22 protein-coding genes and 1 pseudogene are annotated in these 24,053 nt (G+C 63.5%); 16 read left to right on the forward strand and 7 right to left on the reverse strand.

Annotated features, from left to right (window positions below):
* Positions 1 to 2 precede the first annotated feature (2 nt).
* The 5 genes from ACOYNV_RS05430 to ACOYNV_RS05450 form a co-directional block, all read right to left on the reverse strand.
* On the reverse strand, positions 3 to 983 hold the full coding sequence (locus ACOYNV_RS05430) for a YihY/virulence factor BrkB family protein (protein ID WP_422898733.1): 981 nt from the start codon (positions 981 to 983) through the stop codon (positions 3 to 5).
* Between the two features lie 43 nt (positions 984 to 1,026).
* Entirely contained in the window at positions 1,027 to 2,175 is a 1,149-nt protein-coding gene (locus ACOYNV_RS05435; RefSeq protein WP_422898734.1) for an AI-2E family transporter, read from the reverse strand.
* A gap of 119 nt (positions 2,176 to 2,294) precedes the next feature.
* Positions 2,295 to 2,750, reverse strand: a complete 456-nt coding sequence (locus tag ACOYNV_RS05440) for an SH3 domain-containing protein (protein WP_422898735.1) — start codon at positions 2,748 to 2,750, stop codon at positions 2,295 to 2,297.
* A 332-nt stretch (positions 2,751 to 3,082) separates the two neighbouring features.
* Entirely contained in the window at positions 3,083 to 3,556 is a 474-nt protein-coding gene (locus tag ACOYNV_RS05445; protein ID WP_422898736.1) for a YqhA family protein, read from the reverse strand.
* 587 nt (positions 3,557 to 4,143) lie between these two features.
* The gene (locus tag ACOYNV_RS05450) at positions 4,144 to 6,654 is read right to left on the reverse strand and encodes a mechanosensitive ion channel family protein (RefSeq protein ID WP_422898737.1); all 2,511 of its coding nucleotides are present in this window, start codon (positions 6,652 to 6,654) and stop codon (positions 4,144 to 4,146) included.
* A gap of 431 nt (positions 6,655 to 7,085) precedes the next feature.
* Here ACOYNV_RS05450 and ACOYNV_RS05455 point away from each other — a divergent pair, with 431 nt between their 5' ends.
* From ACOYNV_RS05455 to ACOYNV_RS05505, 11 genes and pseudogenes are all read left to right on the forward strand, one after another.
* Complete coding sequence (locus tag ACOYNV_RS05455; protein WP_422898738.1) at positions 7,086 to 8,783, forward strand: Na/Pi cotransporter family protein; 1,698 nt, start codon at positions 7,086 to 7,088, stop codon at positions 8,781 to 8,783.
* 159 nt (positions 8,784 to 8,942) lie between these two features.
* A complete protein-coding gene (locus ACOYNV_RS05460) occupies positions 8,943 to 10,055 on the forward strand; it encodes an efflux RND transporter periplasmic adaptor subunit (protein WP_422898739.1) in 1,113 nt (370 codons plus the stop codon).
* Positions 10,052 to 13,120, forward strand: a complete 3,069-nt coding sequence (locus ACOYNV_RS05465) for an efflux RND transporter permease subunit (protein ID WP_422898740.1) — start codon at positions 10,052 to 10,054, stop codon at positions 13,118 to 13,120. Before ACOYNV_RS05460 ends, ACOYNV_RS05465 begins: the two co-directional genes overlap by 4 nt.
* Positions 13,121 to 13,141: 21 nt before the next feature.
* Positions 13,142 to 13,759: a hypothetical protein gene (locus ACOYNV_RS05470; RefSeq protein ID WP_422898741.1), complete on the forward strand. Its 618-nt coding sequence runs from the start codon at positions 13,142 to 13,144 to the stop codon at positions 13,757 to 13,759.
* A gap of 67 nt (positions 13,760 to 13,826) precedes the next feature.
* On the forward strand, positions 13,827 to 14,324 hold the full coding sequence (locus tag ACOYNV_RS05475; RefSeq protein ID WP_422898768.1) for a Na+/H+ antiporter subunit E: 498 nt from the start codon (positions 13,827 to 13,829) through the stop codon (positions 14,322 to 14,324).
* Positions 14,317 to 14,613, forward strand: coding sequence for a monovalent cation/H+ antiporter complex subunit F (locus tag ACOYNV_RS05480; RefSeq protein ID WP_422898742.1), 297 nt, complete (start codon positions 14,317 to 14,319; stop codon positions 14,611 to 14,613). The genes ACOYNV_RS05475 and ACOYNV_RS05480 overlap by 8 nt, the downstream gene beginning before the upstream one ends.
* A gap of 5 nt (positions 14,614 to 14,618) precedes the next feature.
* On the forward strand, positions 14,619 to 14,903 hold the full coding sequence (locus ACOYNV_RS05485; protein ID WP_422898769.1) for a cation:proton antiporter: 285 nt from the start codon (positions 14,619 to 14,621) through the stop codon (positions 14,901 to 14,903).
* Positions 14,900 to 15,910 carry a hydrogenase subunit MbhD domain-containing protein gene (locus tag ACOYNV_RS05490; RefSeq protein ID WP_422898743.1) on the forward strand — a complete coding sequence of 337 codons (1,011 nt, stop codon included), beginning with the start codon at positions 14,900 to 14,902 and terminating at the stop codon, positions 15,908 to 15,910. Before ACOYNV_RS05485 ends, ACOYNV_RS05490 begins: the two co-directional genes overlap by 4 nt.
* The gene (locus tag ACOYNV_RS05495; RefSeq protein WP_422898744.1) at positions 15,907 to 16,227 is read left to right on the forward strand and encodes an NADH-quinone oxidoreductase subunit K; all 321 of its coding nucleotides are present in this window, start codon (positions 15,907 to 15,909) and stop codon (positions 16,225 to 16,227) included. The genes ACOYNV_RS05490 and ACOYNV_RS05495 overlap by 4 nt, the downstream gene beginning before the upstream one ends.
* Positions 16,228 to 16,253: 26 nt before the next feature.
* On the forward strand, positions 16,254 to 18,014 hold the full coding sequence (locus ACOYNV_RS05500) for a complex I subunit 5 family protein (RefSeq protein ID WP_422898745.1): 1,761 nt from the start codon (positions 16,254 to 16,256) through the stop codon (positions 18,012 to 18,014).
* Between the two features lie 415 nt (positions 18,015 to 18,429).
* Positions 18,430 to 18,594: pseudogene (locus ACOYNV_RS05505) on the forward strand (hypothetical protein); the annotation flags it as partial.
* Positions 18,595 to 18,648: 54 nt separating this feature from the next.
* Here the strand turns inward: ACOYNV_RS05505 and ACOYNV_RS05510 are convergent.
* Positions 18,649 to 18,963: a hypothetical protein gene (locus ACOYNV_RS05510; RefSeq protein WP_422898770.1), complete on the reverse strand. Its 315-nt coding sequence runs from the start codon at positions 18,961 to 18,963 to the stop codon at positions 18,649 to 18,651.
* Between the two features lie 155 nt (positions 18,964 to 19,118).
* Here ACOYNV_RS05510 and ACOYNV_RS05515 point away from each other — a divergent pair, with 155 nt between their 5' ends.
* The 5 genes from ACOYNV_RS05515 to ACOYNV_RS05535 all read left to right on the forward strand — a co-directional run bounded on the left by ACOYNV_RS05515 (position 19,119) and on the right by ACOYNV_RS05535 (position 23,093).
* Positions 19,119 to 19,394 carry a DUF433 domain-containing protein gene (locus ACOYNV_RS05515; RefSeq protein ID WP_422898746.1) on the forward strand — a complete coding sequence of 92 codons (276 nt, stop codon included), beginning with the start codon at positions 19,119 to 19,121 and terminating at the stop codon, positions 19,392 to 19,394.
* Complete coding sequence (locus ACOYNV_RS05520) at positions 19,339 to 19,689, forward strand: DUF5615 family PIN-like protein (protein WP_422898747.1); 351 nt, start codon at positions 19,339 to 19,341, stop codon at positions 19,687 to 19,689. The genes ACOYNV_RS05515 and ACOYNV_RS05520 overlap by 56 nt, the downstream gene beginning before the upstream one ends.
* 242 nt (positions 19,690 to 19,931) lie before the next feature.
* Positions 19,932 to 20,075 carry a hypothetical protein gene (locus ACOYNV_RS05525; protein ID WP_422898748.1) on the forward strand — a complete coding sequence of 48 codons (144 nt, stop codon included), beginning with the start codon at positions 19,932 to 19,934 and terminating at the stop codon, positions 20,073 to 20,075.
* Positions 20,076 to 20,279: 204 nt separating this feature from the next.
* Positions 20,280 to 21,719, forward strand: coding sequence for an efflux transporter outer membrane subunit (locus ACOYNV_RS05530; RefSeq protein ID WP_422898749.1), 1,440 nt, complete (start codon positions 20,280 to 20,282; stop codon positions 21,717 to 21,719).
* A 102-nt stretch (positions 21,720 to 21,821) separates the two neighbouring features.
* The gene (locus ACOYNV_RS05535) at positions 21,822 to 23,093 is read left to right on the forward strand and encodes a phospholipase A (protein WP_422898750.1); all 1,272 of its coding nucleotides are present in this window, start codon (positions 21,822 to 21,824) and stop codon (positions 23,091 to 23,093) included.
* A 263-nt stretch (positions 23,094 to 23,356) separates the two neighbouring features.
* Here the strand turns inward: ACOYNV_RS05535 and ACOYNV_RS05540 are convergent, their stop codons facing one another.
* Complete coding sequence (locus tag ACOYNV_RS05540; protein ID WP_422898751.1) at positions 23,357 to 23,764, reverse strand: hypothetical protein; 408 nt, start codon at positions 23,762 to 23,764, stop codon at positions 23,357 to 23,359.
* Positions 23,765 to 24,053 lie beyond the last annotated feature (289 nt).

Here is a 24,053-nt window from a genome sequence, read left to right on the forward strand (position 1 = left end):
CCTCAGTCGGTTCCAGGGAGTTCCCCAGCGGCGCCAGGCAAGGCCTGGCCTTTGCGCGAACCGAACTTGTGCGAGTAGACCCAGGTAAATTCCGCACCGAACAGGAAAATCTGGGCCGAATAATAAACCCACAGCAGCACAATGATCAGCGAGGCTGAAACGCCGAAATGAGACGAAATACCGCTCCTTCCCAAGTAGGCACCGATCAGCGCCTTGCCGGTGATAAACAGTAGCGATGTGACTATTGCACCAACCCAGACATCTTTCCAGTGGATCCGAACGTGGGGCATGGTCTTGTAGATCATGGCAAAAACCGCAGTCGCCAGCAGGACGCCGAGTGTGACTTCGCTGGTGTTCTCGAACGTGGCCCAGCCTGCGGCGTGCGGATCCAGCCACTTGCTCAAAGCGGCTAGGCCAGCACTGAAGGCCAGCGAAACAGTCAGCAGAAAGCCGATGCCGAGAATCATGCCAAAGGACAACAGGCGGGCGCGCAGCAAACTCCACAGGCCGGAAATTTTAGCCTTTTGCGGCGCCCGCCAGATTCGGTTGAGCGCGTCCTGCAGTTCGGCGAAGACCGATGTCGCGCCAATGAAGAGAAAAATCAGTCCGAAGAGTGTCGCCATCATGCTTTCGGCTGGCTTGCCGGCGCTTTCCAGCAGACCCTGAACGGCCAGCGCTCCAGCTGTTCCAAGCATGGCTTGTAGTTGGGCATGGATTTCGCCACGGGCCGCTTGCTCGCCGAAAAATAATCCGGCGATTGAAATCACGATCAACAACAGGGGAGCAATCGAAAACATCGTGTAAAAGGCCAGCGCCGCACCCATGCTCTGCGCATAGTCATGCACCCAGTTCACGGCAGCCGCCTTGAACAGATCCATGATGTCCCTGAAAATCATGACCTGATTCCCTGCCAGTCTGCGAGGCCTGTCGCGTACGCTGGCCTGCCGCACCAGCGCCAGCATTGCAAGCGGGCTCGCGAGCATTGCCGCTTCCGTCCTGGTTCGGTGGAATTTCCGTTCGCTTGTCTCATAGCCTGCCGTTGCGCGAGAGAAGGACAGCAATCGGTCGCGTACTCAAAAACTCTGAAAAAATGATGGCCAGGACTGCAGTAATCGGGACCGCCAGAAATGCGCCGGCGATTCCCCACAATTCGGACCAGATCGCCAGGCTGACCAGGATGGCAAATGGACTGAGGTTGAGCGAATTGCCCATGACATAGGGGTCGAGAAAGTTGCCAATCAGGAACTGGACGAGCACCAGTCCCAGTAACACCGAAAGGACTACATTCGGATTCTCGAACTGAATGATCGCCATGATGACCGGGAACAACACGCCGAGAAACGATCCGATATAGGGAACATAATTCAGAAAGGCGATCAGCACCGCCCAGAACGCCGCGAATTCAAGGCCGGCGATGACCATGATCACCCAGCTTATCGCCCCCAGAAACAGGCTGATGAATGTCTTCAGCGCCAGGTAGGATCCTATTCGCCGGTTGATGTCCGTGGTGATTGCCCGGATCCGGGCGACGCGGCTTGCATCACTCGAGATATTCTCCATTTTCCGGGGGAAAGAGCGGCGCTCGAGCAGCAGGAAGGTGGCATACAGGAAGACGACGATAATGCTGACGATGATCGACGACACCGAGGCCAGCATTGATCCGAGCAGCCGCTGAATGTTTATCTGGGCTAAAAGCTCCTGGCGCAGCGTTGTCCAGGTTGGTTCGGTCTCGATGCGCAGAAAAACAGCAAATCTCTGGATGGCAGCGAGCAGCGATTCCTGATATTGCGGAGCAAGCGCCAGAAACCTGTCCTTGTTGGTTATGAACAGGAACACAATGACAAGCAATGAGAGTGCAATGACCAGCATCGAGAGGGCGTATCTGATTTGCAGCGGCAGAACGTGACCCAGATACGGAATCCTGTTCATGGCCTGCGCCAGACCGACGATCACATAGACAACGACAAGACCAAGGAAAACGGGGACCAAGACATCTTTCCCGATATACAGCACCCAGCCGGCCATCAGCATCAGGACGGTGCCGTGTACGAGCGCTTGAAGTCGATCCATGTCTGAATACACCCTGATCTCCGGTAGCCCCGTCATCCGCGACGGACTCGACTGAGCATCCTCACCCTTGACGGTACGAAGCGGTTTTATGCCGAGGAGACGCATGCCATCAGTCGCAGCGAGGCCGAAATGGTGGAACTTGTAATACCTTTCGATACGCTGCCGAACAGCGCGAAACCGCTAAGCTGCCGCAGTGAAAACAATGGCTCCGAGACGACCGGCCCTTATCTGGTTGCGGGCGAAGGGTCACGCCATTCGCGTGGCGGCGCACGGCGGTCCCAACGGCTCTGCCAATAGGCCTTGCGTCCGTACCAGTGCTGACGCTGGTAATGCGTATCCCAGAATTCACCGAGTGAAAACTCGCTTTGTGGCAGGCCGAGATTGGGACCGCCACTGACAATGGTGACTGCACGGCCATTGAACGGAACGGCAAGGAAGCGCGAATACACCCAGCCCCGATCACGACCCGCAATGACATCGCACCACCGCCAGTTGGCGACACATCCGACAATGGTGACCCGTGTCCCGCTCAAGAGCCAGGTAACGGTCGGGAAGAAGTTCTCGGGACCGGCACGGACGTTAACCGCGGTTGTCGTGGTCGCCGTTTGTTCCGCCGCAGGCGTAATGCATGAAGAACCGGCGAGTACCAGTGCGAACAATAACTTTAGAGATATGGGCATGAGCATCCTGTCGGTGGTTGATTCGATTCTGTCACTGGAGTTGTCCGCCACCCGTAACACCCTGGCCAACTCCTGGACGGCGAGTGCCCGGTAAGGATGGCGCGTCGCCCCTTGCCGGAAGGGCAAAAACTTCAATTGAATACGACTGATTATCCTTGATCGAAGTTCCCCCGGACAACGCCAGTTTCCATCATGGGAGCAATTTAAAGGGTTACTCAAGCTATTCTCGCCGATCGACCCGGATCGTGATCCTGCCGAAAGTTCGAAGGCCAGTGCTGACAAGGCAGCAGCATCTTGCCGACCCAGGCTGGCCAACCTGGAGTCGCAAACCGCTACTTCTTGCCGGCCTTCGCGACCCACAGGTAAATGTTCAGCGCCGCGATCACCAGCGCCACCGGCACGCCGATGTCGAACAGCGAGGCTTCACCGTTCCAGGACATGATCTGGCCGAGGAAAGTCACCGCCATTACCGCAATCACCACCGACACCAGGCTGGTCTTGAGATCCTCGAAGGTGTTGATCTGCAGACGGGACGCCACTTTGAAGTCAGCGTCGATGAACAACTCATAGAGGCCAAGGGCAAGGATCAGCATCACGGTACCGAGCAGGAACAGATCGAAGATCTCGATGAAATAGAGCATCAAGACCTTCGCGCCCCGCGTCGATACGTCGCCGGCCATGAGTGTCCGCGTGATGACCACCACGGTATCGACAAGGCCATAGGCATACAGCGCCACCGCCGACAGGAGCGAACCGAGCACCGCAGCAAGCACCAGGAAACGACTGGCGTTCAGTAGCGATCTCACGAGGGCGTATCCTGCGGATGCGCGGGAGCCGTCCCGCTCGCGGTATTGTTGCCGAGGAAAAGAACCGGCAGCGGCGCCTGCGGCTTTGTGCGGATCCGGAACCGGCATTTGAGCATCAACGAGCTCCCGCTGAGAAGATTGGATTCTCCTTCGGATTCATTTGACGAGTCTTGGGATGGCTATCGCGCATGAGTTGTTCATCCCGCAAGGGCGTATCGTAAATCAAAAAATGTGCTTGAATCCGTATGCTCGTTCAGCGATGAAATAGCCTTAAGGCATGTCAAAAGAAACCAGTCGCTGCCAGGAGATGGAGTAAGGCAGGAGTCCGGGTACTGCAAGCAACTTCCAGGATGATACCCACCTGGCCCTTGCCGGGGCGGTGCAGCCCGCACCGGGCGAGTTGCGCGGTGTGGTCGACGCTGGCTATCTCCAGCCTCAGAGGCTGTGAAAAAATACCTAGCCCCCACCGCAGAGACGCAAAGGAGCAAAGGTTTCGCAAAGAAAACCTTTGCAAACATGGGTGTTCCTTCGCGTTTTCTTTGCTCCTTTGCGGCTTTGCGGTGGATTTTTGATTTTTTCACAGGTTCTCAGACGTTTGGCGACTTCGGGCCATATCCACCGCCCTTCACAGGTACCTCGCTGTCTGGTACTGCGGCCACCACCGCCACCCCGGGCACGCTGCGTACGTGCATCTCGCGCTGCGGCAGCGGCACCTCGATGCCGGCTTCGGCCAGGCCGTCGCGTATACGCCTGGCCAGTTCGCTGCGCACCTCGACCCAGTCGGCTTGTTGTGTGGTCCACGCCCGTAAGCTGAACTCCAGCGCGCCGGGGGTAAGGCCGGTCATGATAGCGTTGGGGGCGGGCGACAGGGCAATACCCTCAATCCTGCGTGCAATGCCGACCAGCAACTCGATGGTCTGCTGCGGGCTGACGCCGTAGCCGGTGCTGATCTCGATGCTTATGCGCCGGCTGCTGCCGTGGAGCGTCCAGTTAACCAACTTGTCGGCCAGCAGCATGCCGTTGGGCACCACCACCTCGGCGCCATCGAAAGAGGTGATGATGGTGGCCCGCATGCCAATGTCGCGTACCGTGCCGCTCATGCCCGCCACATCGACCACATCGCCGAGCCGGATAGGCCGCTCGAACATCAGGATCAACCCGGCGACGAAGTTCTTCACCACATCCTGCAGGCCCAAACCGATGCCGACGCCGAGCGCACCGAAGATGATCGCCAGTTGCCCGACCTGGAAGCCGGCCATGGCCAGCGCCGCCAGCAGGCCGAGAAAGACGATGCTGTAATAGGTGAGCGTCGAGATGCTGTCGCCCACGCCACGTGGCAATGAAAGTGCGGGTAACAGGTCTTCGGCGAGCAGCAGACGAATGGTCCTGGCCAGCCAGAAGGCAACCCAGACCGCCGCCGCAAACGCCGCGATGTTGCCCAGGCTGATCGATATCTGGCCAAGCTGGAATTGATGCGTGAGTACCGTCATCAGCAAGGCGGACAGCGGGCGATAGACGCGAAACGACTGTAGCGTGTAGACCAGCCAGGCAAGCACCATCAGCGTGCGAGCAAGCCGGGCCGCCAACGGGATCAGCGACCCGGAATGGCGCCCGGCGATGCGCGCCAGCGTGGTGCGGGGAATCAGTACCTGAAACAAGGCCACCAGCACCGTGCTGCCGGCGTACAGGGCCAGTGCGGCATAGCTGCTGTCGAGCAGCGCACCGGTGAGCATCGTCGCCAGGGAAACATTGCCGAGGACATTGGAACCCGCCGATACGAGCAGCACAACGCAGGCGACCCAGCCGAGGAAAGTCAGCGCCTTAACGTGCGTCGTGTCGGCCTGTTCGGAATCTTCGGTAGCGACGCGCCGCGCGCGCAGCATGCGCCAGGCCAGCGTCAGCAACATGAGCAGGTTCAGCGTTAGCAGGACACCGCGGTACAGAAGCTGATCACCGAGCAGCATCGAGGCCAGGGTGTTCAGAAAATAGAACACGGCGCTGAAGTAGGCCCAGGGGCCGACGCGGGCCAGCACGCGGCGCTGAACCAGCGCCAGCACCGGGATCCAGGCGAGCAGCATCACCGCCTGCTGGCGGAAGATAGGCCCCTGAATGTCGTAAAAAACGGCGCCAATCAAGACGAGCAGCAACCACGCCGCCCAAGGCCGCGAGAGCGCGCGCATGGAAGGCTCGGTGGCTTGCCCGGCGGCCACCAGCAAGCGGGCGCGATACCTCAGCCAGACCATCGCCGGCAAGAGCAGCAAAGCCCCGGCGGCAAGGGCCGGCAGCCAGCGAACATTCGCGGCGTCGTAGCCGCTGGCGAACGCTCGCTCGATCTCCAGGCTGCGGCTCAGCCCGATACTGACCGGATCGAGCGCTTCGGTGTCGCCCAGAGCCTGCCACAGGGGCGGCGTGTCAATGCTCACCAGTCGCCGGTCCTGATCGTCGACCTTGCCCGACACCGAGTCGATGCCCTGTTGCACCTGGGTCGCCAGCGCGCTGCCCTTACGCCCCAGATCGAGCAGCTTGGTCAGCGGCACCGCGACCTGCTTTTCCGCATCGTCTATCATGGCGATCAACTCGTCGACGCGCTCCAGCAGCGCCGGGGCCAGTCCCGCCGTCTGCCCGGTGGCTTGCCAGACGGCGCGACGTTTCGCCAGTTCGGCCATGTCCTCGGACTTGGCGTTGGTAGAGCGCGCCAGTTCGGCCCGTGTCTGGGTGAGCACTCGCTCGTAGAGCAGCCAGTGGCGCTGCAGGCTCTCCAGCCGGCGCACCGACAAAACCGCCAGATCGCTTTTGCCGGAACGTTCGGCGAGTTGCCCTATGGCCGTGGAATGGCGTGCCAATGCCGCATCGTATCGCTGCGCCACGTCGGGAACCTGGGCCCGGTGAACAATGTCCTGGATGTGCTGCTGGTCAGCGTCGGCACGCGCCGGGATATCGGCTGACCCATGGGCCGTGGCCTGTGCCGTAGCCTCGACAAGCGCCGGATTGGTGTCGGCGGCGGTAGGCGCCAGGGCGCGGACGTGTGCCGATCCGGCTGCAGCGCAGATCACCAATGCGCCGACAAGCGCCCGGCAGAGGCAGGTTCTGGCGCTCACGGAACTGGCACCGGGTGCAAGAGCCTCAGCACCGACAAATGATCGCTATTGGCGTGTGACAGCGGGGCGGCCCGCCACCCGGAGCGCCATCGCCACGGATCAAGGTTGGCCACGAGCGATGGTGGAGCACCAGGCGCTGGGCAGCTCATTGGTCGAGGCGAGCGCAGGAATTGAAATTTCAAGTGCATAACGCTGATTGTCCTTGATTGCCGCAATACCGGTCAACGGCAGTTTTAATGATTGCTCCCCCGTGAAACTCTCGATTCCCGCCGCGTCGAGCCCGAAAGCGTAGATTGCACCCGTACGGCATTTCTGCTAGCTTAAAAACTGAGCTCACCCTTGCCAAGCAGCCCCGTGCAGGCTGACAGTCTCCTTGCAGCGGCAACGTTACTGCCCTTCGTTCCTTGATCGAATCACCAACAGGGTTTTCTATGGACTACGAATCCTTTTCAATTGTTCCCATGCTGATCGGGCTTGCCGGTGGGCTGGCGCTGTTCCTGCACGGCATGACGATGATGTCGAATGCGATGCGGGCCATGGCCGGTTCTCAACTGAACACCATCATGGCCAGACTCGCCCGAAATCGCTTCAGTGCGTTGCTGACCGGCGTCGCCATCACCTCGGTCGTGCAATCCTCAACAGTGACCACGCTGATCGCCATCGGTTTCGTTTCGGCCGGGGTACTCACACTGGCGCAGGCCCTCGCCGTCATCATGGGCGCCGCCGTCGGCTCCGCAGTTACCACGCAGATCATCGCTTTCGACGTCAGCAACCTTTCGTTTGTGCTGACTGCCGCCGGTTTCGGGCTGTCGCTTTGGAAGGCCCGGCGCATTACCAGCCTCGTCGGCACCGTGATCATGGGCCTTGGGGTGCTGTTCATCGGCCTGTCGATGATGTCCGGGTTCATGGCCCCGCTACGCACCTATCAGCCGTTTCTGGACCTGATGGCGTCAATGACCAACCCGCTGCTCGGCATCCTGATCGGCGCCCTGTTCACGGCGGTCGTGCAATCATCGACGGCCACCCTCGGCGTGATCATCGCGCTCGCCGCGCAGGGGTTGATTCCGCTGGAAGCCGGCATCGCGCTGGTCTTCGGCGCCAACATCGGCACCACCTTGACCGCCCTGCTGGCGGCCATCGGGCAGCCGCGCGCCGCCTTGCATGCCGCCGTCGGGCTGGTCAGCTTCAAGGTGCTGCTGGTGCTGATCTGGCTGCCGATGATCGGCCTGCTCGAACATATCACGCGCGCTGTTTCGCCGGTTGCCGAAGGACTGGCGCTGGCCGAACAACTGGCCTACGAGGTTCCGCGCCAGGTCGCCAATGTGCACCTGATCGTGAACCTGAGCACGGTGCTTATTCTGCTGCCATTCACCCATCTGCTGGCCGCGCTGATCGCGCGCCTGATCGGACAGGAGCCGCAGCCGCAAGGCGACGAAGAACTGGCGCCGGCCTTGAATCCGGTGCTCTTCGAGATGCCGCCGCTGGCCGTCGATGCCGCGCGCCGGGAGGTGCTGCACCTTGGCGAGCGGGTCGCCGATCTGCTCGATGCGGCCATTCCGGCCCTCCTCGATGGCCAGCACGCCGCCATCGACGCCCTGCACAAGCGCGAGCATCTGATCAACCGGCACCATACGGCCCTCTTCGCTTTCATCGAGACACTGCTGCAGCCGGGACTGCCCCCCGATGTCTGCCGGTTGGCGGTCGACCTGGTCGAAGCGGCTGACTATCTCGAATCCATCGGCGATCTCGTGGACAAGGAAATGATCCCGCTCTACCGGCGCCATGTCGAACGTGGCACAGAGATAAACCCGCAGGCACGCGAACGACTGCGTGCGCTGGCTGATGCAGTCAGCCAGGAGTTGCGCCGGGGGCTGCGTGCGGTGGCCGAGGCGGATCGCGAGCTGGCCCGCTCCGTTCTGGAAACTAAATCACAGATGCGCGGTCTTGAGCAGGCGGCCGTCGAATTCCAGATCGAGGCGCAGCCGGTTGAAGGCCCTCAGCGTTTGCTGCCCAATGCGCTCGAACGCGAGTTGGCTGAATCTCTTCGACGTACATACAGCCTGATCCGCAGGTTTGTCCGCGTCGGCACCGGCCTGCTGCGTAGCAAGACGGAACAAGGAAGGGAATAAGCGGCAACACCGGGTGATGATTACCTGCCCGGCGATAAATTTTGCACTAAATGATCATCCCGGCGATTTGCGCCATGTTCAGGTTCAATGAATAAATGAACGCCTGCCTGCCTCAAGGCCGCCAGGAAAATAAGCGAAACATCGTTAAGGAGACGCACTGTGCCTGAGAACCTCGCCAACAGGCGAATTGCCCATCTGCCCACAGCGAGCGCGATCATTGCGCTCGCTGCCCTGGCCCTGCTGCCGGCCTGTCAGCGCGCTGCGGAAGAAGCGGCGCCGGAGATACGCCCGGTGCGCGTGACTACCGTCGAAAACCGTTCCGCCAGTGGCACTGTGTCCCTGACCGGAACAGTGCAGGCGCAGACCGAAATAAACCAGTCGTTCCGTATCGACGGGCGACTGATCGAGCGCATGGTGGACATCGGTGATAGCGTAAAGCCCGGCCAGCTCGTTGCCCGGCTCGATCCGCAGAACGAGGAAAGCAGCCTGCAGTCGGCGCGTGCGCAACTGACCGCAGCGCGGGCCCAGTTGGTCGAGGCACGTACCAACCACACGCGAATGCGCGACCTGGTCGCCCAGGACGCAGTCCCCCGCGCTTCGTTCGACCAGGCCGTGGCGCTGCTCCAGACCGCCGAGTCGCAGGTCGAGTCGGTACAGTCGCAGGCCACCCTGGCGCAGAACCGCCTGAGCTACACGCGCCTCCTGTCCGACGTGGCCGGCGTCGTGACGGCGCGCGGAGCGGAGCCCGGCGAAGTCGTTTCGGTCGGACGCATGATTGTGCAGGTGGCGCGCGAGGGCGCGCGCGACGCGGTGTTGGACGTGCCGGGCCGCATCAAGGACGTCGCGCCGAAGAATCCACAGATCACGGTGGCGCTGACCGACGACCCGCGGGTGACGGTTGCCGGCCAGATACGTGAAATCGCGCCGCGCGCTGATCCGGTGACTGGCACCTTTGCCGTGCGCGTACGCCTGATCGACCCACCGCCGGCCATGCGTCTGGGCAGCACCGTTACCGCCAAGATGCAACTGCCCGAGGCGCTGGCCATCGAAGTGCCGGCCTCGGCGCTGGTCCGCGCCGACGGCAAGACCGCGGTATGGGTGGTCGACAAGGCTTCGAGCACCGTAGCGTTGCGCAACGTCCAGTTGGGCGGGGGCGACGCCAACACCGTGCAGGTGGCCGCGGGGCTGAACCCAGGCGACGTCGTCGTCATCGCCGGCGTGCAGGCGCTGCGCCCCGGACAGAAGGTGCGCGTACCGGAGGCTCGCTCGTGATCGGACCGAACCTGTCGGAATGGGCGCTGAAGAAGCGCTCGCTGGTGATCTTCCTGATGATCATCAGCGTGGTGGCAGGCGTCATGTCGTTCATGAAGCTGGGCCGCGGCGAGGACCCGGTGACCACCACGCGTACGATGGTCGTCGCGGCCGGCTGGCCCGGTGCGACGGTTGACGAGACGACCAAGCAGGTTACTGAGCGGCTTGAGCGTACCCTGCAGGAGACCGACTACCTCGATCGCCTGCGCAGCTACACCATCGCCGGGCAGACGACGATCTTCGTCGACCTGAAGCAATCGACGCCGCCGCACAAGATTCCCGACATCTGGTACCAGGTGCGCAAGAACATCGGCGACATGCGCCACACGCTGCCACAGGGCGTGCTCGGGCCCTTCCTCAACGACGACTTCGGCGACACCTTCGGCATCATCTACGCGTTCACCGCCGACGGCTTCAACTTCCGCGAACTGCGCGACTACGTGGAGGCGGCGCGCTCGCGGCTGCTGCAGGTGCCGGATGTCTCGAAGATCGAGGTGCTGGGCGCGCAGGACGAGCAGATCTTCATCGAGTTCTCTCTGGAGCGCCTGGCGGGCCTGCGGCTGAACCTGAACCAGATCGTGGCCACGTTGCAGGCGCAGAACCTGGTGCGCCCGGCCGGCACGATGCAAGGCGAGCAGGAAAGGGTGTTCCTGCGCGTGACCGGCGCCTTCGACTCCGAGGCCGACATCGAGGCGGTGAACATCGTCTCCGGCGAGCGCATCTTCCGCCTGGGCGACATCGCCACCGTGCGCCGCGGCTTCACCGACCCGCCGCAGCCGATGTTCCGCGTCAACGGCAAGCAGGCCATCGGCCTGGCGATCGCGATGCGCGATTCCGGCGACATCCTGGCGCTGGGCGACAACGTGCGCAAGGAAATGGCCGATGTCGTCAGCAACCTGCCGGTCGGCATCGAGACGACGCTGGTGGCGGACCAGGCGGTGTCGGTCGATCTGGCGATCAACGAGTTCATGACCAACTTGTGGCAGGCCATCGTCATCATCCTGGTGTGCAGCTTCGTCAGCCTGGGCGTACGGCCCGGGGCGGTGGTGGCCTTGGCCATTCCGCTGACGATGGCGATCGTGTTCGCGGTCATGGACGTCGCCAACATCGACCTGCACCGCATCTCGCTGGGCGCGCTGATCATCGCGCTCGGAATGCTGGTCGACGACGCGATGACCACGGTCGATGCGATGCTGCGTCGGCTCGGTGCCGGCGACAGCGCGGACCAGGCCGCGACCTTCGCTTACCGAACGCTGGCGGCGCCGATGCTGATCGGCACGCTGGTGACGATTGCTGCCTTCGTGCCGATCGGCTTCGCCCAGAGTTCGGCCGGCGAATACACCTTCGCGATCTTCTCGGTGGTCGCGATCTCGCTGATCGTCTCGTGGCTGGTGGCGGTGGTCTTTGGGCCGCTGCTCGGCAAGGCGCTGCTCAAGCCGCCGAAGAAGCAGGAGACCGAACCCAAGCCAAGCAAGCTGGTGCTGCTGTACAGCAGCTTCCTGCAGGCCGCGATCCGCATGAAATGGGTGACCATCGGCGTCACGATCGCCGCCTTCGTCGCCGCGCTGATTCTGCTGGGCAGCGTGTCGCGGCAGTTCTTCCCGTCCAGCGACCGCCCCGAGCTGACGGTGGACCTGACGCTGCGCCAGAACGCGTCGATCTTCGCCACCGAGGTGGAGGTCAAGCGACTGGAGACGATTCTCAAGGCCGACCCCGACGTGGATCACTTCAGCAGTTATGTCGGCCGTGGAGCGATCCGCTTCATCCTGACGCTGAACGTGCAACTGGCGAACCCCTTCTTCGGTCAGTTCGTCGTCGTGGCCAAGGACCTTGAGGCGCGCGAGCGCCTGCACGACAAGCTGGAAAAGGTGCTGGCCGAAGAGTTCCCCGGCGTCGTCTCGCGCGTCGCGCCGCTCGAACTGGGGCCGCCGGTCGGCTGGCCGCTGCAGTACCGCATCTCCGGCCCGGACAAGGACGAGGTGCGGCGCCTGGCGCTCGAGTTCGCGAACGTGGTCGGCACCGATCCGCGCGCGCGCCACGTGCACTTCGACTGGATGGAGCCGGCGCGCCAGCTGCGCATCAAGATCAACCAGGACCAGGCACGCCAGCTCGGCGTCAGCTCGACCAGCATTGCCTCTGTACTGAACGCCGCCATCTCGGGCACCGTGGTGACGCAGGTCCGCGACGACATCTACCTGGTCAACGCCGTGGTGCGCGCCACCGATGGCGAGCGGGCGTCGTTCGAGTCGCTGGCGTCGCTGCAGGTGCCCACGCCGAGCGGCCGCATGGTGCCGCTGAAGCAGTTCGCCACCATCGCCGAGGAGCAGGAGTTCCCGCTGGTGTGGCGCCGCGACCGGGTGCCGACGCTGACGGTACGCGCCGACGTCAACCGCGGCGTGCTGCCCGACATCGTGGTGCAGGCGCTGGCGCCGAAGGTCGCCGAGTTCAGCGCCAAGCTGCCCAGACCGTACAAGCTCGAGACCGGCGGCCTGTTCGAGGAGAGCCAGATCTCGCAGGGGTCGGTGTTCGCGGTGATTCCGCTGATGATCGTGCTGATGCTGCTGGCGACGATGGTCATGCTGGTCAGCTTCCGCCGCATGCTGATGGTGGTGGCGATCCTGCCGCTGGGGCTGATCGGCGTGGTGCTGTCGCTGCTGGTGTTCAACCGGCCGCTGGGCTTCGTGGCGATCCTGGGCATCCTGGCGCTGATCGGCATGATCGCCAAGAACACGTTGATCCTGATCGTCTCGATCGAAGAGGATCGCGCCACCGGCCTCGCCGTGCGCGACGCCGTGGTGACCTGCGCCACCAACAGGTTGCGCCCGATGATGCTGACCGCGGTGTCCACCGTGCTGGGCCTGCTGCCGATCGCACCGACGGTGTTCTGGGGGCCGATGGCGTTTGCCATCATGGGCGGGCTGCTGGTGGCCACGCTGCTGACGCTGGTGTTCCTGCCCGCGCTGTACATGGCGGTGCTCGGCAACGAGAAGACGCCGCCAGCCGAGCGGGCGAGTGCACCCAATTGATTTACGAACGGCAAGCGATCGATGCCTGAACTCCCGAACCCAACCGCCAGCGCGTCGCTTGCTGCCTTCGGCGAGAGCCAGTCAGTACCGCGAACCGTGCTCGAATTGCACGTCGCCGAGTTGAGGCAGATCTTCAATGCGATGGATCCGGCACCGTTTCACGAGCGCGACCTTGATGCCACGGCCGTGGCCTATATCCTCGACTGGGGGCGTGAAACCGGTGCTGACCAGCCAATCAGTCTGCTTGTGCATCTGGGCCGCGAGTCCGCGACTGCCGAAAACGCCGGCCTGTTGTGCGAGGCCGTTCACGCCTACTTCGCGCAGCGCGCCAAGTCCACGCGCCTTCAACTGCGACAGTTGTTCCGGGTCGGTCGTATCAGTCTGGTAATTGGCCTGGTATTCCTCGCCGGCGCCATCGTCGTCGGTGACTTCATCGCCGGCCTCCTCAGCAGGGATAACTACGGTTCGTTCATCAGGGAAAGTTTTGTCATCGGCGGCTGGGTCGCGCTGTGGCGCCCGATGCAGATCTTCCTGTACGACTGGTGGCCGATCCGCGCCGACGTGCGCCTGTTCGACCGGCTGGCGGCGATGCCGGTCAGCCTGCGCGGCGCCCGTACCGTAGCGGAGCAGGTTGCATGAGCGCGCCGGGCCGTGCCCAGGCGCTCATCCCGGAGCACGCAGCGCGGAGGGTTGTCCGGTGACCGCCATGCCCGAAGGGGGCCTGACCCGTGCGCTGGTCGTGCGCGCGCTGCTGTACTTCGCCCTGTGGATCGTCGTCGACCAGAGCGCCAAGCCGGCGAACCTGGTGGTCGGCCTGCTGGCCAGCGCAGCGGCCACCTGGGCCAGCCTGAAGCTGCTGCCGCCGGCCAGCGGCCGCGTGCGCCTCGGCCTGCTGCTGCTGTTGCTGCCGCGCTTCCTGTGGCAGTCGCTGGTGGCCGGCACCGATGTCGCGCACCGCGCCTTCGCGCCGCGGCTGCGCTTGCAGCCGGGCTTCGTCGACTATCCCGTCGGGCTGCCGCGCGGCGCGGCGCGCAACGCCTTCGAGATGATCGCCAGCCTGCTGCCGGGCTCGTTGCCCAGCGGCGAAACAAAAGACACGATCACGTTCCACTGCCTCGACACGCGGCAACCGGTGGTCGAGCAACTGGCCGCCGAAGAGCGCGCCTATGCCAGGGCGCTGCAGCCGGGGCCGCGCGATGGCTGATTTCCTGCTCTCTGCAGGGGCCTTCATCGTGCTGATGGTGGCCCTTGGCCTGGTGCGTGTGGCACGCGGGCCGGGCCGCGCCGAGCGCATGATGGCCGCGCAATTGCTGGGCACCGGCGCCATCGGCGCACTGCTGCTGTTCGGCGCGGCATCCGGTGAAGGCGCGGTGTTCGACGTGGCGCTGACGCTGGCGCTGCTGTCGGCCTTCGCGTCGATCGCCTTCGTCAAATTCGCGCTGCGTCAGGACCAGAAAGTCCCCGCCGCCGACGCCGAGGAGGGTGCGCGGTGAGCGCCATGCTCGACGCCTTCAGCATCGTCGCCATCGTCGCCGGCCTGGTGTTCTTTCTCGCCGGCACGGTCGGGCTGCTGCGCTTTCCCGATGCCTTCACGCGGCTGCACGCGCTGACCAAGGCCGACAACCTGGGCGTCGCGCTGGTTGTCATCGGACTGCTGCCGCAGATGGATGGCGTGCTCGCGGCGCTGAAGCTGGTGCTGGTGTGGCTGCTGGTGATGCTGTCCAGCGCTGCGGTGTCGCAGCTCATCGCCCGCTCGGTGCGGCGGCAGGAACGAAGCGAATGACTGCAATCGTCAGCGGGGTTGTCGCGCTCCTGCTGCTGTGGCTGGCGCTGTGGACCGTGGTCGCGCGCGATGCCTTCCTGGCGGTGGCCGGCTTCGTTGTTTACGGCTTGTTGCTGTCGCTGCTGTGGGTGCGCCTGGCCGGCATCGACGTCGCGCTGACCGAAGCCGCCATCGGCGGTGGCCTGACCGGCGCGCTGCTGCTCGGCGCAGTCGGGCGGCTGCGCGGCACCGAGGCTGAGGCCACGGCCGAGCGCAGCGGCGCCGGCACGCGCGCGCTCGCCGTGTTGCTGTCAGTGGGCGTCACCACGCTGCTGGTGCTGTGTGTGCTGGCGTTGCCCGAACCCGCGCCGACGCTGGCGCCACAGGTGGCGCAGAACCTGCCGGCCACTGGCGTCGGCAACCCGATCACCGGCGTGTTGCTGGCATTCCGCGCGCTGGACACGCTGCTTGAGGCGATCGTGCTGGTGATCGCGTTGATCGGCGTGTGGTCAATGGCGCCGGACCGCTGCTGGGGCGGCCGTCCCGGGCCGCGCTACAGCGCCGACCCCGACGGCATCCTCGCCTACCTGGCGCGCCTGCTGCCGCCGATCGGCATCGTCGTCGGCCTCTACCTGTTCTGGGCCGGCGCCGACCATCCGGGCGGCAAGTTCCAGAGCGCCACCATCCTGGCGGCGATGTGGATGCTGGTACAGATGGCCGGGCTGGGCGATGCACCGCGCATCGACAGCCGCTGGGTGCGCGCCGGCATCGTCGTCGGGCCGCTGGTGTTCGTCGCCGTCGGCTTGCTCGGTGCGTGGCAGGCCGGCGCCTTCCTCGGCTATCCGGACGGCTGGGCCAAGCCGATGATCGTGGCTATCGAGGTGGCACTGCTGCCGACGCTGGTGCTGGTGCTGGCCTTGCTGTTGAACGGGGCACCGGCGCGGGATCCCGCGAGACGTCCGGTGTCAGCCCCCGCCATCCCCTCGGGGGATCGGCCGACGTACCCGTCGGACGAGGGGCAGACATGAACGTCGAGACGCTGTTCGCGCTCTGCGCCTGCGCGCTGGTAGGCATCGGCCTGTACGGGCTGATCGTGCAGCCGCACCCGCTGCGCAAGCTGGTGGCCTTCAACATCATGGGCACGGGCGTGTTCGTGCTCTTCGGCGCGCTGGCCAAGCGCGGCGCCGCCGCCGGCATGGCCGCCGACCCGGTGCCGCAGGCGCTGCTGATCACCGCCATCGTCGTCGCCTTCGCCGCCACCGCGGTGACGGTGGCGCTGCTGCTGCGGCTGATCGAATCCACCGACAGCGCGTCGCTGGCCAACAAGCCGCCGTCCGGCGATTGAACGGACGCGCCGCGATGGACATGTGGATGAGCACCCTCGGAGGCGTACTGCTGGCGGCGGCGGTGCTGTTGCCCTTCGTCGGCATGCTGCTCGGCCTGGTGCTGGGCGGGCGCCAGGTGCAGCGCGTGGCCTTCGTGCTGATGCCGCTGGGGCTGGCGCTGGCGGTGGTCATCACGGTCACGTGGATGCGCGAAGGTCAGACGCTGGTTTACCTCCTCGGCGGCTGGGCGCCGCCGCTGGGCATCGCGCTGCGCGCCGACGGACCGGCGGTAGCCATGCTGCTGGCGGTAGCCGGGGTGGTCTGCGGCATCGGCATTTACGCGCACGCCGACTTCGGCACGCCGTCGGGCGTGAAGGAGTCGCGCGCCGCGTTCAGCTACTGGCTGCTGCTGCTGGCGGTGTGGGGCGCGCTCAACCTGGTGTTCGTCAGCGGCGACCTGTTTACGCTCTATGTCGCGCTGGAGCTGCTGACCTTCGCCGGCGTGCCGCTGGTGTGTCTGGCCGGCAGCGGCGAGACGTTGCGCGCCGCGCTGCGCTACGTGCTGTTCGCACTGTGCGGCTCGGTGCTGTACCTGCTGGGTGCGGTGCTGCTGTACGGCGGCTACGGCACGCTGGACATCCCGCTGCTGGCCGACGCGGTGCAGCCCGGACCGATCGCCTGGACGGCGCTGGCGCTGATGACCGTCGGCCTGCTGGCCAAGACCGCGCTCTTCCCGCTGCACATCTGGCTGCCGCCGGCGCATGGCGGCGCGCCGGCTGCGGCCAGTGCGGTGCTGTCGGCCCTGGTGATCAAGGGTTCGTGGTTTCTGGTGCTGCGGCTGTGGCTGGACGTGATGCCGGGCGTGGCGACGCTGCCCGCGGCCCAACTGTTGGCCGGCATGGGCGCGGCGGCGATCGTCGTCGGCAGCGTGGTGGCGCTGCGCCAGCAGCGGCTGAAGCTGCTGGTGGCCTATTCGACGGTGGCGCAGATCGGCTACCTTTTCCTGCTCTTCCCGCTCGCCTTCGATGCCGCCGGCGACATGGCGCTGCGCGATGCGGCGCAGGCGGCCGGGCTGCTGCAGGCCATTGCGCACGCCACCGCCAAGGCTGGCATGTTCATGGCCGCGGGCCTGGTGTACGTGGCTCTGGGTCACGACCGCATCGACGACCTGGCCGGTGCGGCGCGTGCCTTGCCGGTGGCCGTGCTGGCTTTTCTGGTCGGTGGCGTAGCGCTGATGGGCGTGCTGCCGAGCGGCGCCTATCTGGCGAAGAAATTGCTGCTGGCGTCGGCCGACGCCTCCGGCCAGTGGTGGTGGACGCTCGTGCTGCAGGGCGGCGCGGCCTTCACTGCGGCTTATGTGGTGCTGATCGCGGTGCGCGTGATGCGCCGCCCGGCCGCGCCCTTGAGCGGGCTGAAGCCGGTGTCGATGCTGTCGCAGTGCGCGGCGCTCGGCCTGGCGCTGGCCTCGCTGGCGTTGTCGCTGTTCGCGGTTTGGGGGTTGCTGCCGGCCGAGCTGATCTCGAACCCGCTGTCGCCCAAGGAACTGGGTAACACACTGACGATGTTCGCACTCGGCGCGCTGCTGGCGTCAGCCCTGTCGCGCCGGCCCTTGTTCGGCGCCGCTCGCGTCGACGACGCAGCCAGCGGCAATGAGGACAGCGGCCTGATGCGCCGTACCACGGTCGCGCTGGGCGTCGCATTCGAGCAGGCTGACGCATTCCTTCGGCGCTGGTCGTCCGCGAGCCTCTCATTGCTCACGCTGGCGGCGCTGTTCGGCGGGCTGCTGCTCGTCGGGGCACCGACATAAACGCCGCCGGGAAGCATCTCCACTGGGCTCGCGTTGTGCCGAGCGTTTTGCCTACTGGGTGCTGACCACTGGATCGCCATGCGACAATCTGCCGGTCCGTGACGACGCCGGACTGCCGGGTCTAAAACGAGTGAATCACTTGAGTCTCGAAAGGACACGGATTACTACTATGAGTAAATTAACTCAGTGACGTAAATATGTCTTTCGAACGTAGCCAAATCAATGTCCTGCGACAGCGTCTGGCGGAGCCACCTCGATTCATGATCGTTGTTGCCGGACCTCGGCAAATTGGCAAAACTACCTTGGTCAGGCAGGCATTGTCCGGGCATCCCTCGACTTTTGCTGCGGCAGATGAACCCTTTCCCGAAGAGTTGTCGACCCCTTCGGCGATCAAGCCAGTACGGCGCTAACGCAAGTGCGGCCGGGATCGTCACCTACTGCCGAGTGGCTGGTAAGGCACTGGTCGCAAGCGCGTACAAAAGCAAAGCGGCAAGCGGAAGGAGAATGCTATGTTCTTGCCCTTGACGAAATACAGAAAATCCCGCGCTGGTCGGAAGTCGTCAAAGGCCTGTGGGATACTGACCGAGCCGACAACCTGCCGCTACACATCGTCTTACTGGGATCGTTGCCCTGGCTAATTGAAGATCATCGCCTTCATGGCCCGAGGCCACCCAGTCGACGAAGGCGAAGCGATCCGGGAGATACTCTCACCCATCTGGGAGAACCGGTCGATCTGCCGCGCGTCGCCCCGGCCAGAGGCCCGCCGCTGTGTGAAGCCGCCGGGCAGTGTGGCGGCGACTTGCCGATCCAGCCCCTGCCGTAGTTCGAGTTCGATCGGCGCATTGCGTGGTGACGTGGTGAAGGCGGGTTCTGACGCTGCCCGACGGGCGCGTTCGTGTCTGTTACCCTGGAAACGAAAGGCGAAGAGCGTTTTCAGGATAGCAGACACGGATTTCAGGATAGATCGGACGAACCTGGCGGAAAACGGGCGGGAAATTACGATTGACGATAGGCGGAAGGTGCGGAGATACTTCGGGGAAGGTGGTTGAATTTCCTATCCTTAAGAGTGCTTTGAATATTCTCAGGTAGGCAGGAGGCAGAAAAATGAGTGACCGTATTACAGTTGACCCTTTGCTATGTCACGGCAAGCCATGCATTCGCGGCTTGCGCTATCCGGTGGAAAACGTCTTGGAGTGGCTGGCAAGTGGCATGACCACTGAAGATATTCTGGCGGATTACGCAGACCTTGAACGCGAAGATATTTTGGCGGCGTTGTCTTTTCCGCACGGCTGGCTCACGTTAAACGACTTGAACGTTTGGCGGCATGAAATTCCTGGTCGATGCTCAACTTCCCCGGCGCATCGCCAACTGGCTGAATGAAGCGGGGCACGATGCATTACACGCCCTCGATCTGCCACTGAAAAACCTTACTCCAGACAACGAAGTCATCTCCCATGCCAAGCAGGATGGACGTATCGTGGTGAGCAAGGATGCTGACTTCGTCCAGACCTTCCTGATTACTGGCGAACCATCGCTTCTATTGATCTCCACCGGCAATATCAACAACACCGAGCTGGAAAAAATATTGCACGCAAATCTGTTCGGCATCGAAGCCGCCTTTGTATCCAGTCGGTTTGTCGAAGTCACCCGCGATGCGCTGGTGATACATGAGTAGGAATAGTCTGCATTTGGCTCCTTTCTTCGCTTTTTTTGTAGCAAGCAAACGCAGTTATGTTTTCAATAATGAGTAATAGGGGGCAGATCGCGGTTACCTTATCCTCACTGAAAACCGTGGTCTGTCCCCGGTTTTCCCCGGTTTTCCGATGAGTAATTGGGGGCAGATCGCGGTTTTCTCTACGCGGTTACCTTATCCTCACTGAAAACCGTGGTCTGTCCCCGGTTTTCGAGGCCAGCGGCTTGGTGCGCCGTACCACGGTCGCGCTGGGCGTCGCCTTCGAGCAGGCGGACGCATTCCTTCGGCGCTGGTCGTCCGCGAGCCTTTCATTGCTCACGCTGGCGGCGCTGTTCGGCGGGCTGCTGCTCATCGGTACACCAAAATGAACTCTGCGCACGTTTACTCGCTCAAATGGGGCGCTGGTCACGATCGACATTTAACGAGGAATTGCAGACCATGACACGGCCACTCGTGCACATTTTGGCGACAATGAATATTGCGACAATTCGCGTCGGGGCATCCGGCCCTGCACGGCGTTCGAACGGTGCTCGGCGCCTGCTTCTGCAACGCATCACAAGAAGGAAATCGAGATGAGGATCAGCACACTCGTAGCGCTGCTTGCCGCCGGGGTTGCCGGCTGCACGGTCGGACCCGATTATGTGCGTCCCACTGTGGAGTCGCCCAGCACCTGGCGCATCGACTACCCGACGGCGGTCGAGGTGGCGAACAGCAAATGGTGGGAGCAGTTCGGTGACCCGGTGTTGAACGAACTGGTAGGCAGCGCGCTGCGCGAGAACCGCGACGTGCGCATTGCAGCGGCACGCGTCGATCAGTTCATCGGCGCGCTGACGTCCACCCGCTCGCAGTTGTACCCGCAGCTCGGCTATGGCGCCGAAGCCAGCCGGACGCGTGCCAGCCGCGTCGGCCAGCCGCCGCTACCACCCGGCGCCGACCCGTATTTTTCGCTTTACCAGGCCTCGCTCAGCGCCTCCTGGCAGATCGACCTGTTCGGTCGCGTGCGCCGCCTGAGCGAGGCAGCGCAGGCGCAGGTCTATGCCAGCGAGCAGGCGCAGCGCGGCGTCGTGCTGTCGCTGGTATCGAGCGTCGCGACCAGCTACATCGCGCTGCGCGCACTCGACCGCCAACTGGAAATCGCGCAGGCGACGGCCAGAAACTTCGGCGAAACGGCGCGGCTGTTCGAGCTGCGCTTCAAAGGCGGCATCGTGGCCAAGACGGATGTGATGCAGATCAACTCTCAGTACCAGCAGGCGCTGGCCGCGATTCCGGCCTTCGAGCAGGCGATCGCGGCGCAGGAGAACCTGATCTCGATCCTGCTCGGCCGCAACCCCGGGCCGATCGCGCGCGGCAAGACCATTGACCAGCTCGTCGCGCCGCTGATCCCCGCCGACCTGCCCTCGGCGCTGCTGCAGCGCCGGCCCGACATCCTGCAGGCCGAGCAGAACCTGGTGGCGGCGAATGCCAACGTCGGCGCCACGCGCGCGCTCTACTACCCGAGCGTCTCGATCACCGGCCTGCTCGGCAGCGTCAGCACGGCGTTCAGCAGCCTGTTTACCGGTCCGGCAGGCGCCGGCCTGATCGCGGCCGGCGTCAGCGGCCCGATCTTCACCTTCGGCGGCATCGAGGGCCAGGTCAGCTCGGCCGAGGCGCAAAACCGGCAAGCGCTGCTCTTTTATCAGCAGACGATCCTCAGCGCGTTTCGCGAGACGAACGATGCGCTGACCGGGTCACAGAAGAAGATCGAGGAAGTCGCGCTGCAGGGCAAGCGGGTGGACGCCCTGCGCGAGTTCGCCCGGCTGTCGAAACTGAGGTTCGACAAGGGGGTCGCGGGCTATCTCGATGTGCTGGTGGCCGAGAACGAGTTGTTTGCCGCCGAACTGGCCTCGGTCGGCTTGCTTGCCGAGCGCTACACGCAACTGGTCAACGTATACCAGGCCATGGGCGGCGGCTGGGTTGACATCGCCACTTCAATCGCGCCCGGGGCGCAAGAGATGAAAAAACTAACGCAGTAACCTCATAGAACCCCCGCGCCTTGTCGCACAGCAGGCAAGGCGCACTGAACGGAACGAAAAGCAAGCCTAAACCGCAACCCTCAATCATGCAAAGGAAAACCATTGAACCACGATCTGCGTAACACGCCGAGGAGACTTCTCCCGGCCCCGCTTCTTGTCCTGATGCTCGGCCTGGTTCCGGCTCTCGCGCCGACGTTGGCGCGGGCCGAAATCAACCTCGTTGCTCCCAGCCGCACCATCGACCCCGCGGCGCCGTTCAGGCTCTCGCTGATGGTGACCGGTGAGGCCGAATCGCGTTCCTATTCCCTGCCCGAAGTGCTTCGCGTCAACCTGACCCCCGACCTGGGTGCAGTAGCGCGTGTGGAATTGCGTCGCGAGACACCGGTGCCCGACCAGATCAATCTGCGCCTGGGTGAATTCAGGCGCATCGACTATGTCGGCGGGGTGCCGCCGAACCTGCGCGGCAGGGTTCGCGTCGATGCCGTCGACATGGACGCTCCGGCCATGCTGGTGCAACTCTCAACGCCAAGGGCAAGCACACAATCCACGATGCCGCCAGCCAGCGCCGGCGAACGCATGGCGCAGGCCGACGCGGCAGCGACGAGCGAGCGCGCGCCGGTAACGACCCTGAGCGTGCGCTCCGACAACGACCCCAACCGGCCGGATGAGGGACGCCTGAGCTTTCACGACCCCATGTTCTTCGTCGCCGGTGCCGGCAGCGATGCCAATGCGATGGCTCAGTTGAGCTTCAAGCTGCGCCTCTACGAACCAGCCGACAAGAACTCGCGTCGCTTGCTCGACAACCTGTACTTCGGCTACACGCAGAAGGCGTTCTGGGATCTGACGGCGGATTCGAAGCCCTTCCTCGACACCAATTACATCCCCAGCTTTTTCTACTACATCCCCAGCACCGACTGGCGCGTCGGGGGCAATGCGGTTGGCATCGCAGCCGGTTACGAGCACGAATCCAACGGCAAGTACGACAATGACTCTCGCAGCATCGACACCCTGTTCGTGCGACCGTACTTCACCTTCGGCGACACGCGCGATTTCCACTGGACGTTCTCGCCCAAGCTCTACGCCTACCTCGACAAGAGTGAGAACTCCGATATCAACAAGTACCGTGGCTACGGCGACTTCCGCTTTACCTACGGCAAGAACGACGACTGGCAAGCGGCCTGGATCCTGCGCAAGGGAACCAAGTCGAATACGTTCAGCTCCGACCTGCAAGGCACCTATCCGCTCAACAAGCTGCTACCCGGCCTGTCCGGCTACCTGATGGCGCAGTATTTCACCGGCTACGGCGAATACCTGCTCGACTACAACCAGCGCGAGTCATGGAGCGTGCGTGTCGGCTACGCCATATCGCGCTGACCTGGCGAGCCACTGAGAGTCTGTGAAAAAATCATTACTGCCTGATTTCCACGCTCGTCACCCCGGCGAAAGCCGGGGTCCAGCTCGTTTATCTGATTGTTTTAATGGATATCAGAGGAAAGAACTGGATTCCGGCTTGCGCCGGAATGAGTGCTTGGGAGGTGTTTATCCATTGATTCACGGCCTCTGAGGCAAAGCCGCGTTAATGCAGGGCATCACGGCGGTTTGCGTTGATCGGCGTGAGTGCCGAATCAGCCCATGTTTCAGGGTTTGGCAGCGGCGCGCTTAGCCTTTGCGGCCGCCATGGCGTCACGGCGGGTATCGGTAATGGCCTTCATCTTGGCGTCGAAGTCTGGCTTGGTGGCCTGCAAGGCCTGCCTGTTGGCAACGCGCCTGGCGATCAACGGATCCTTGCCGCTCGCATTGGCTTCGGCCACGGCCTTGTCCACAGCCGCCTTGACGGTGGCGGCGCGTTCGGCACGGATGGTTTTGGCGGCTTCATTGAACGCATTCCGCGCAGCACGCTGCTCGGTGCGCAGCACCACGATGGGGTCGCTACTGACTGGGGCAGCGGCCTGGGCTGGGGCAGGGGCGGCCGGCGAGGTCTGGGCATGCACAAGCCCACCCATCAGAGCAAACGACAAGGCGGAGGCAACAATCAAATTTTTCATGGCATTTCTTTCAATGAATGTAAGGGTGGCAGGAAAGGAAATCCGACGGCGCCATTTGGAGCATTTGAGCCCGCATCAGGCAGCGTCGTGTACGAGTCTAGTCGAGACAACTTTCAGTGGTCAAGCAATAGCCCGACTTGCAGCGAGCATTATCCGGCAACCCGTTTCAATCCAGTTGCATGTGCGGAATCAATACTTGAAAAGCATTTCTGCAAGCGGGTCTTCGCTAGCCCTGACGACCTGGAGGGCCAATCAGGGAAGCCCTGCATGCCGTTCAAGTCGATGCGCC

The sequence above is a fragment of the Propionivibrio sp. genome (genome assembly GCF_049316945.1).
Lineage (GTDB): Bacteria > Pseudomonadota > Gammaproteobacteria > Burkholderiales > Rhodocyclaceae > Propionivibrio.

Excerpts from the sequence above, each read along its gene's own strand:
- ACOYNV_RS05430 (WP_422898733.1), bottom strand. The coding sequence starts at position 983 with ATGCTCGCGAGCCCGCTTGCAATGCTGGCGCTGGTGCGGCAGGCCAGC.
- ACOYNV_RS05435 (WP_422898734.1), bottom strand. The coding sequence starts at position 2,175 with ATGCGTCTCCTCGGCATAAAACCGCTTCGTACCGTCAAGGGTGAGGAT.
- ACOYNV_RS05440 (WP_422898735.1), bottom strand. The coding sequence starts at position 2,750 with ATGCCCATATCTCTAAAGTTATTGTTCGCACTGGTACTCGCCGGTTCT.
- ACOYNV_RS05455 (WP_422898738.1), top strand. The coding sequence starts at position 7,086 with ATGGACTACGAATCCTTTTCAATTGTTCCCATGCTGATCGGGCTTGCC.
- ACOYNV_RS05470 (WP_422898741.1), top strand. The coding sequence starts at position 13,142 with ATGCCTGAACTCCCGAACCCAACCGCCAGCGCGTCGCTTGCTGCCTTC.
- ACOYNV_RS05475 (WP_422898768.1), top strand. The coding sequence starts at position 13,827 with ATGCCCGAAGGGGGCCTGACCCGTGCGCTGGTCGTGCGCGCGCTGCTG.
- ACOYNV_RS05480 (WP_422898742.1), top strand. The coding sequence starts at position 14,317 with ATGGCTGATTTCCTGCTCTCTGCAGGGGCCTTCATCGTGCTGATGGTG.
- ACOYNV_RS05485 (WP_422898769.1), top strand. The coding sequence starts at position 14,619 with ATGCTCGACGCCTTCAGCATCGTCGCCATCGTCGCCGGCCTGGTGTTC.
- ACOYNV_RS05490 (WP_422898743.1), top strand. The coding sequence starts at position 14,900 with ATGACTGCAATCGTCAGCGGGGTTGTCGCGCTCCTGCTGCTGTGGCTG.
- ACOYNV_RS05495 (WP_422898744.1), top strand. The coding sequence starts at position 15,907 with ATGAACGTCGAGACGCTGTTCGCGCTCTGCGCCTGCGCGCTGGTAGGC.
- ACOYNV_RS05500 (WP_422898745.1), top strand. The coding sequence starts at position 16,254 with ATGAGCACCCTCGGAGGCGTACTGCTGGCGGCGGCGGTGCTGTTGCCC.
- ACOYNV_RS05515 (WP_422898746.1), top strand. The coding sequence starts at position 19,119 with ATGAGTGACCGTATTACAGTTGACCCTTTGCTATGTCACGGCAAGCCA.
- ACOYNV_RS05520 (WP_422898747.1), top strand. The coding sequence starts at position 19,339 with ATGAAATTCCTGGTCGATGCTCAACTTCCCCGGCGCATCGCCAACTGG.
- ACOYNV_RS05530 (WP_422898749.1), top strand. The coding sequence starts at position 20,280 with ATGAGGATCAGCACACTCGTAGCGCTGCTTGCCGCCGGGGTTGCCGGC.
- ACOYNV_RS05540 (WP_422898751.1), bottom strand. The coding sequence starts at position 23,764 with ATGAAAAATTTGATTGTTGCCTCCGCCTTGTCGTTTGCTCTGATGGGT.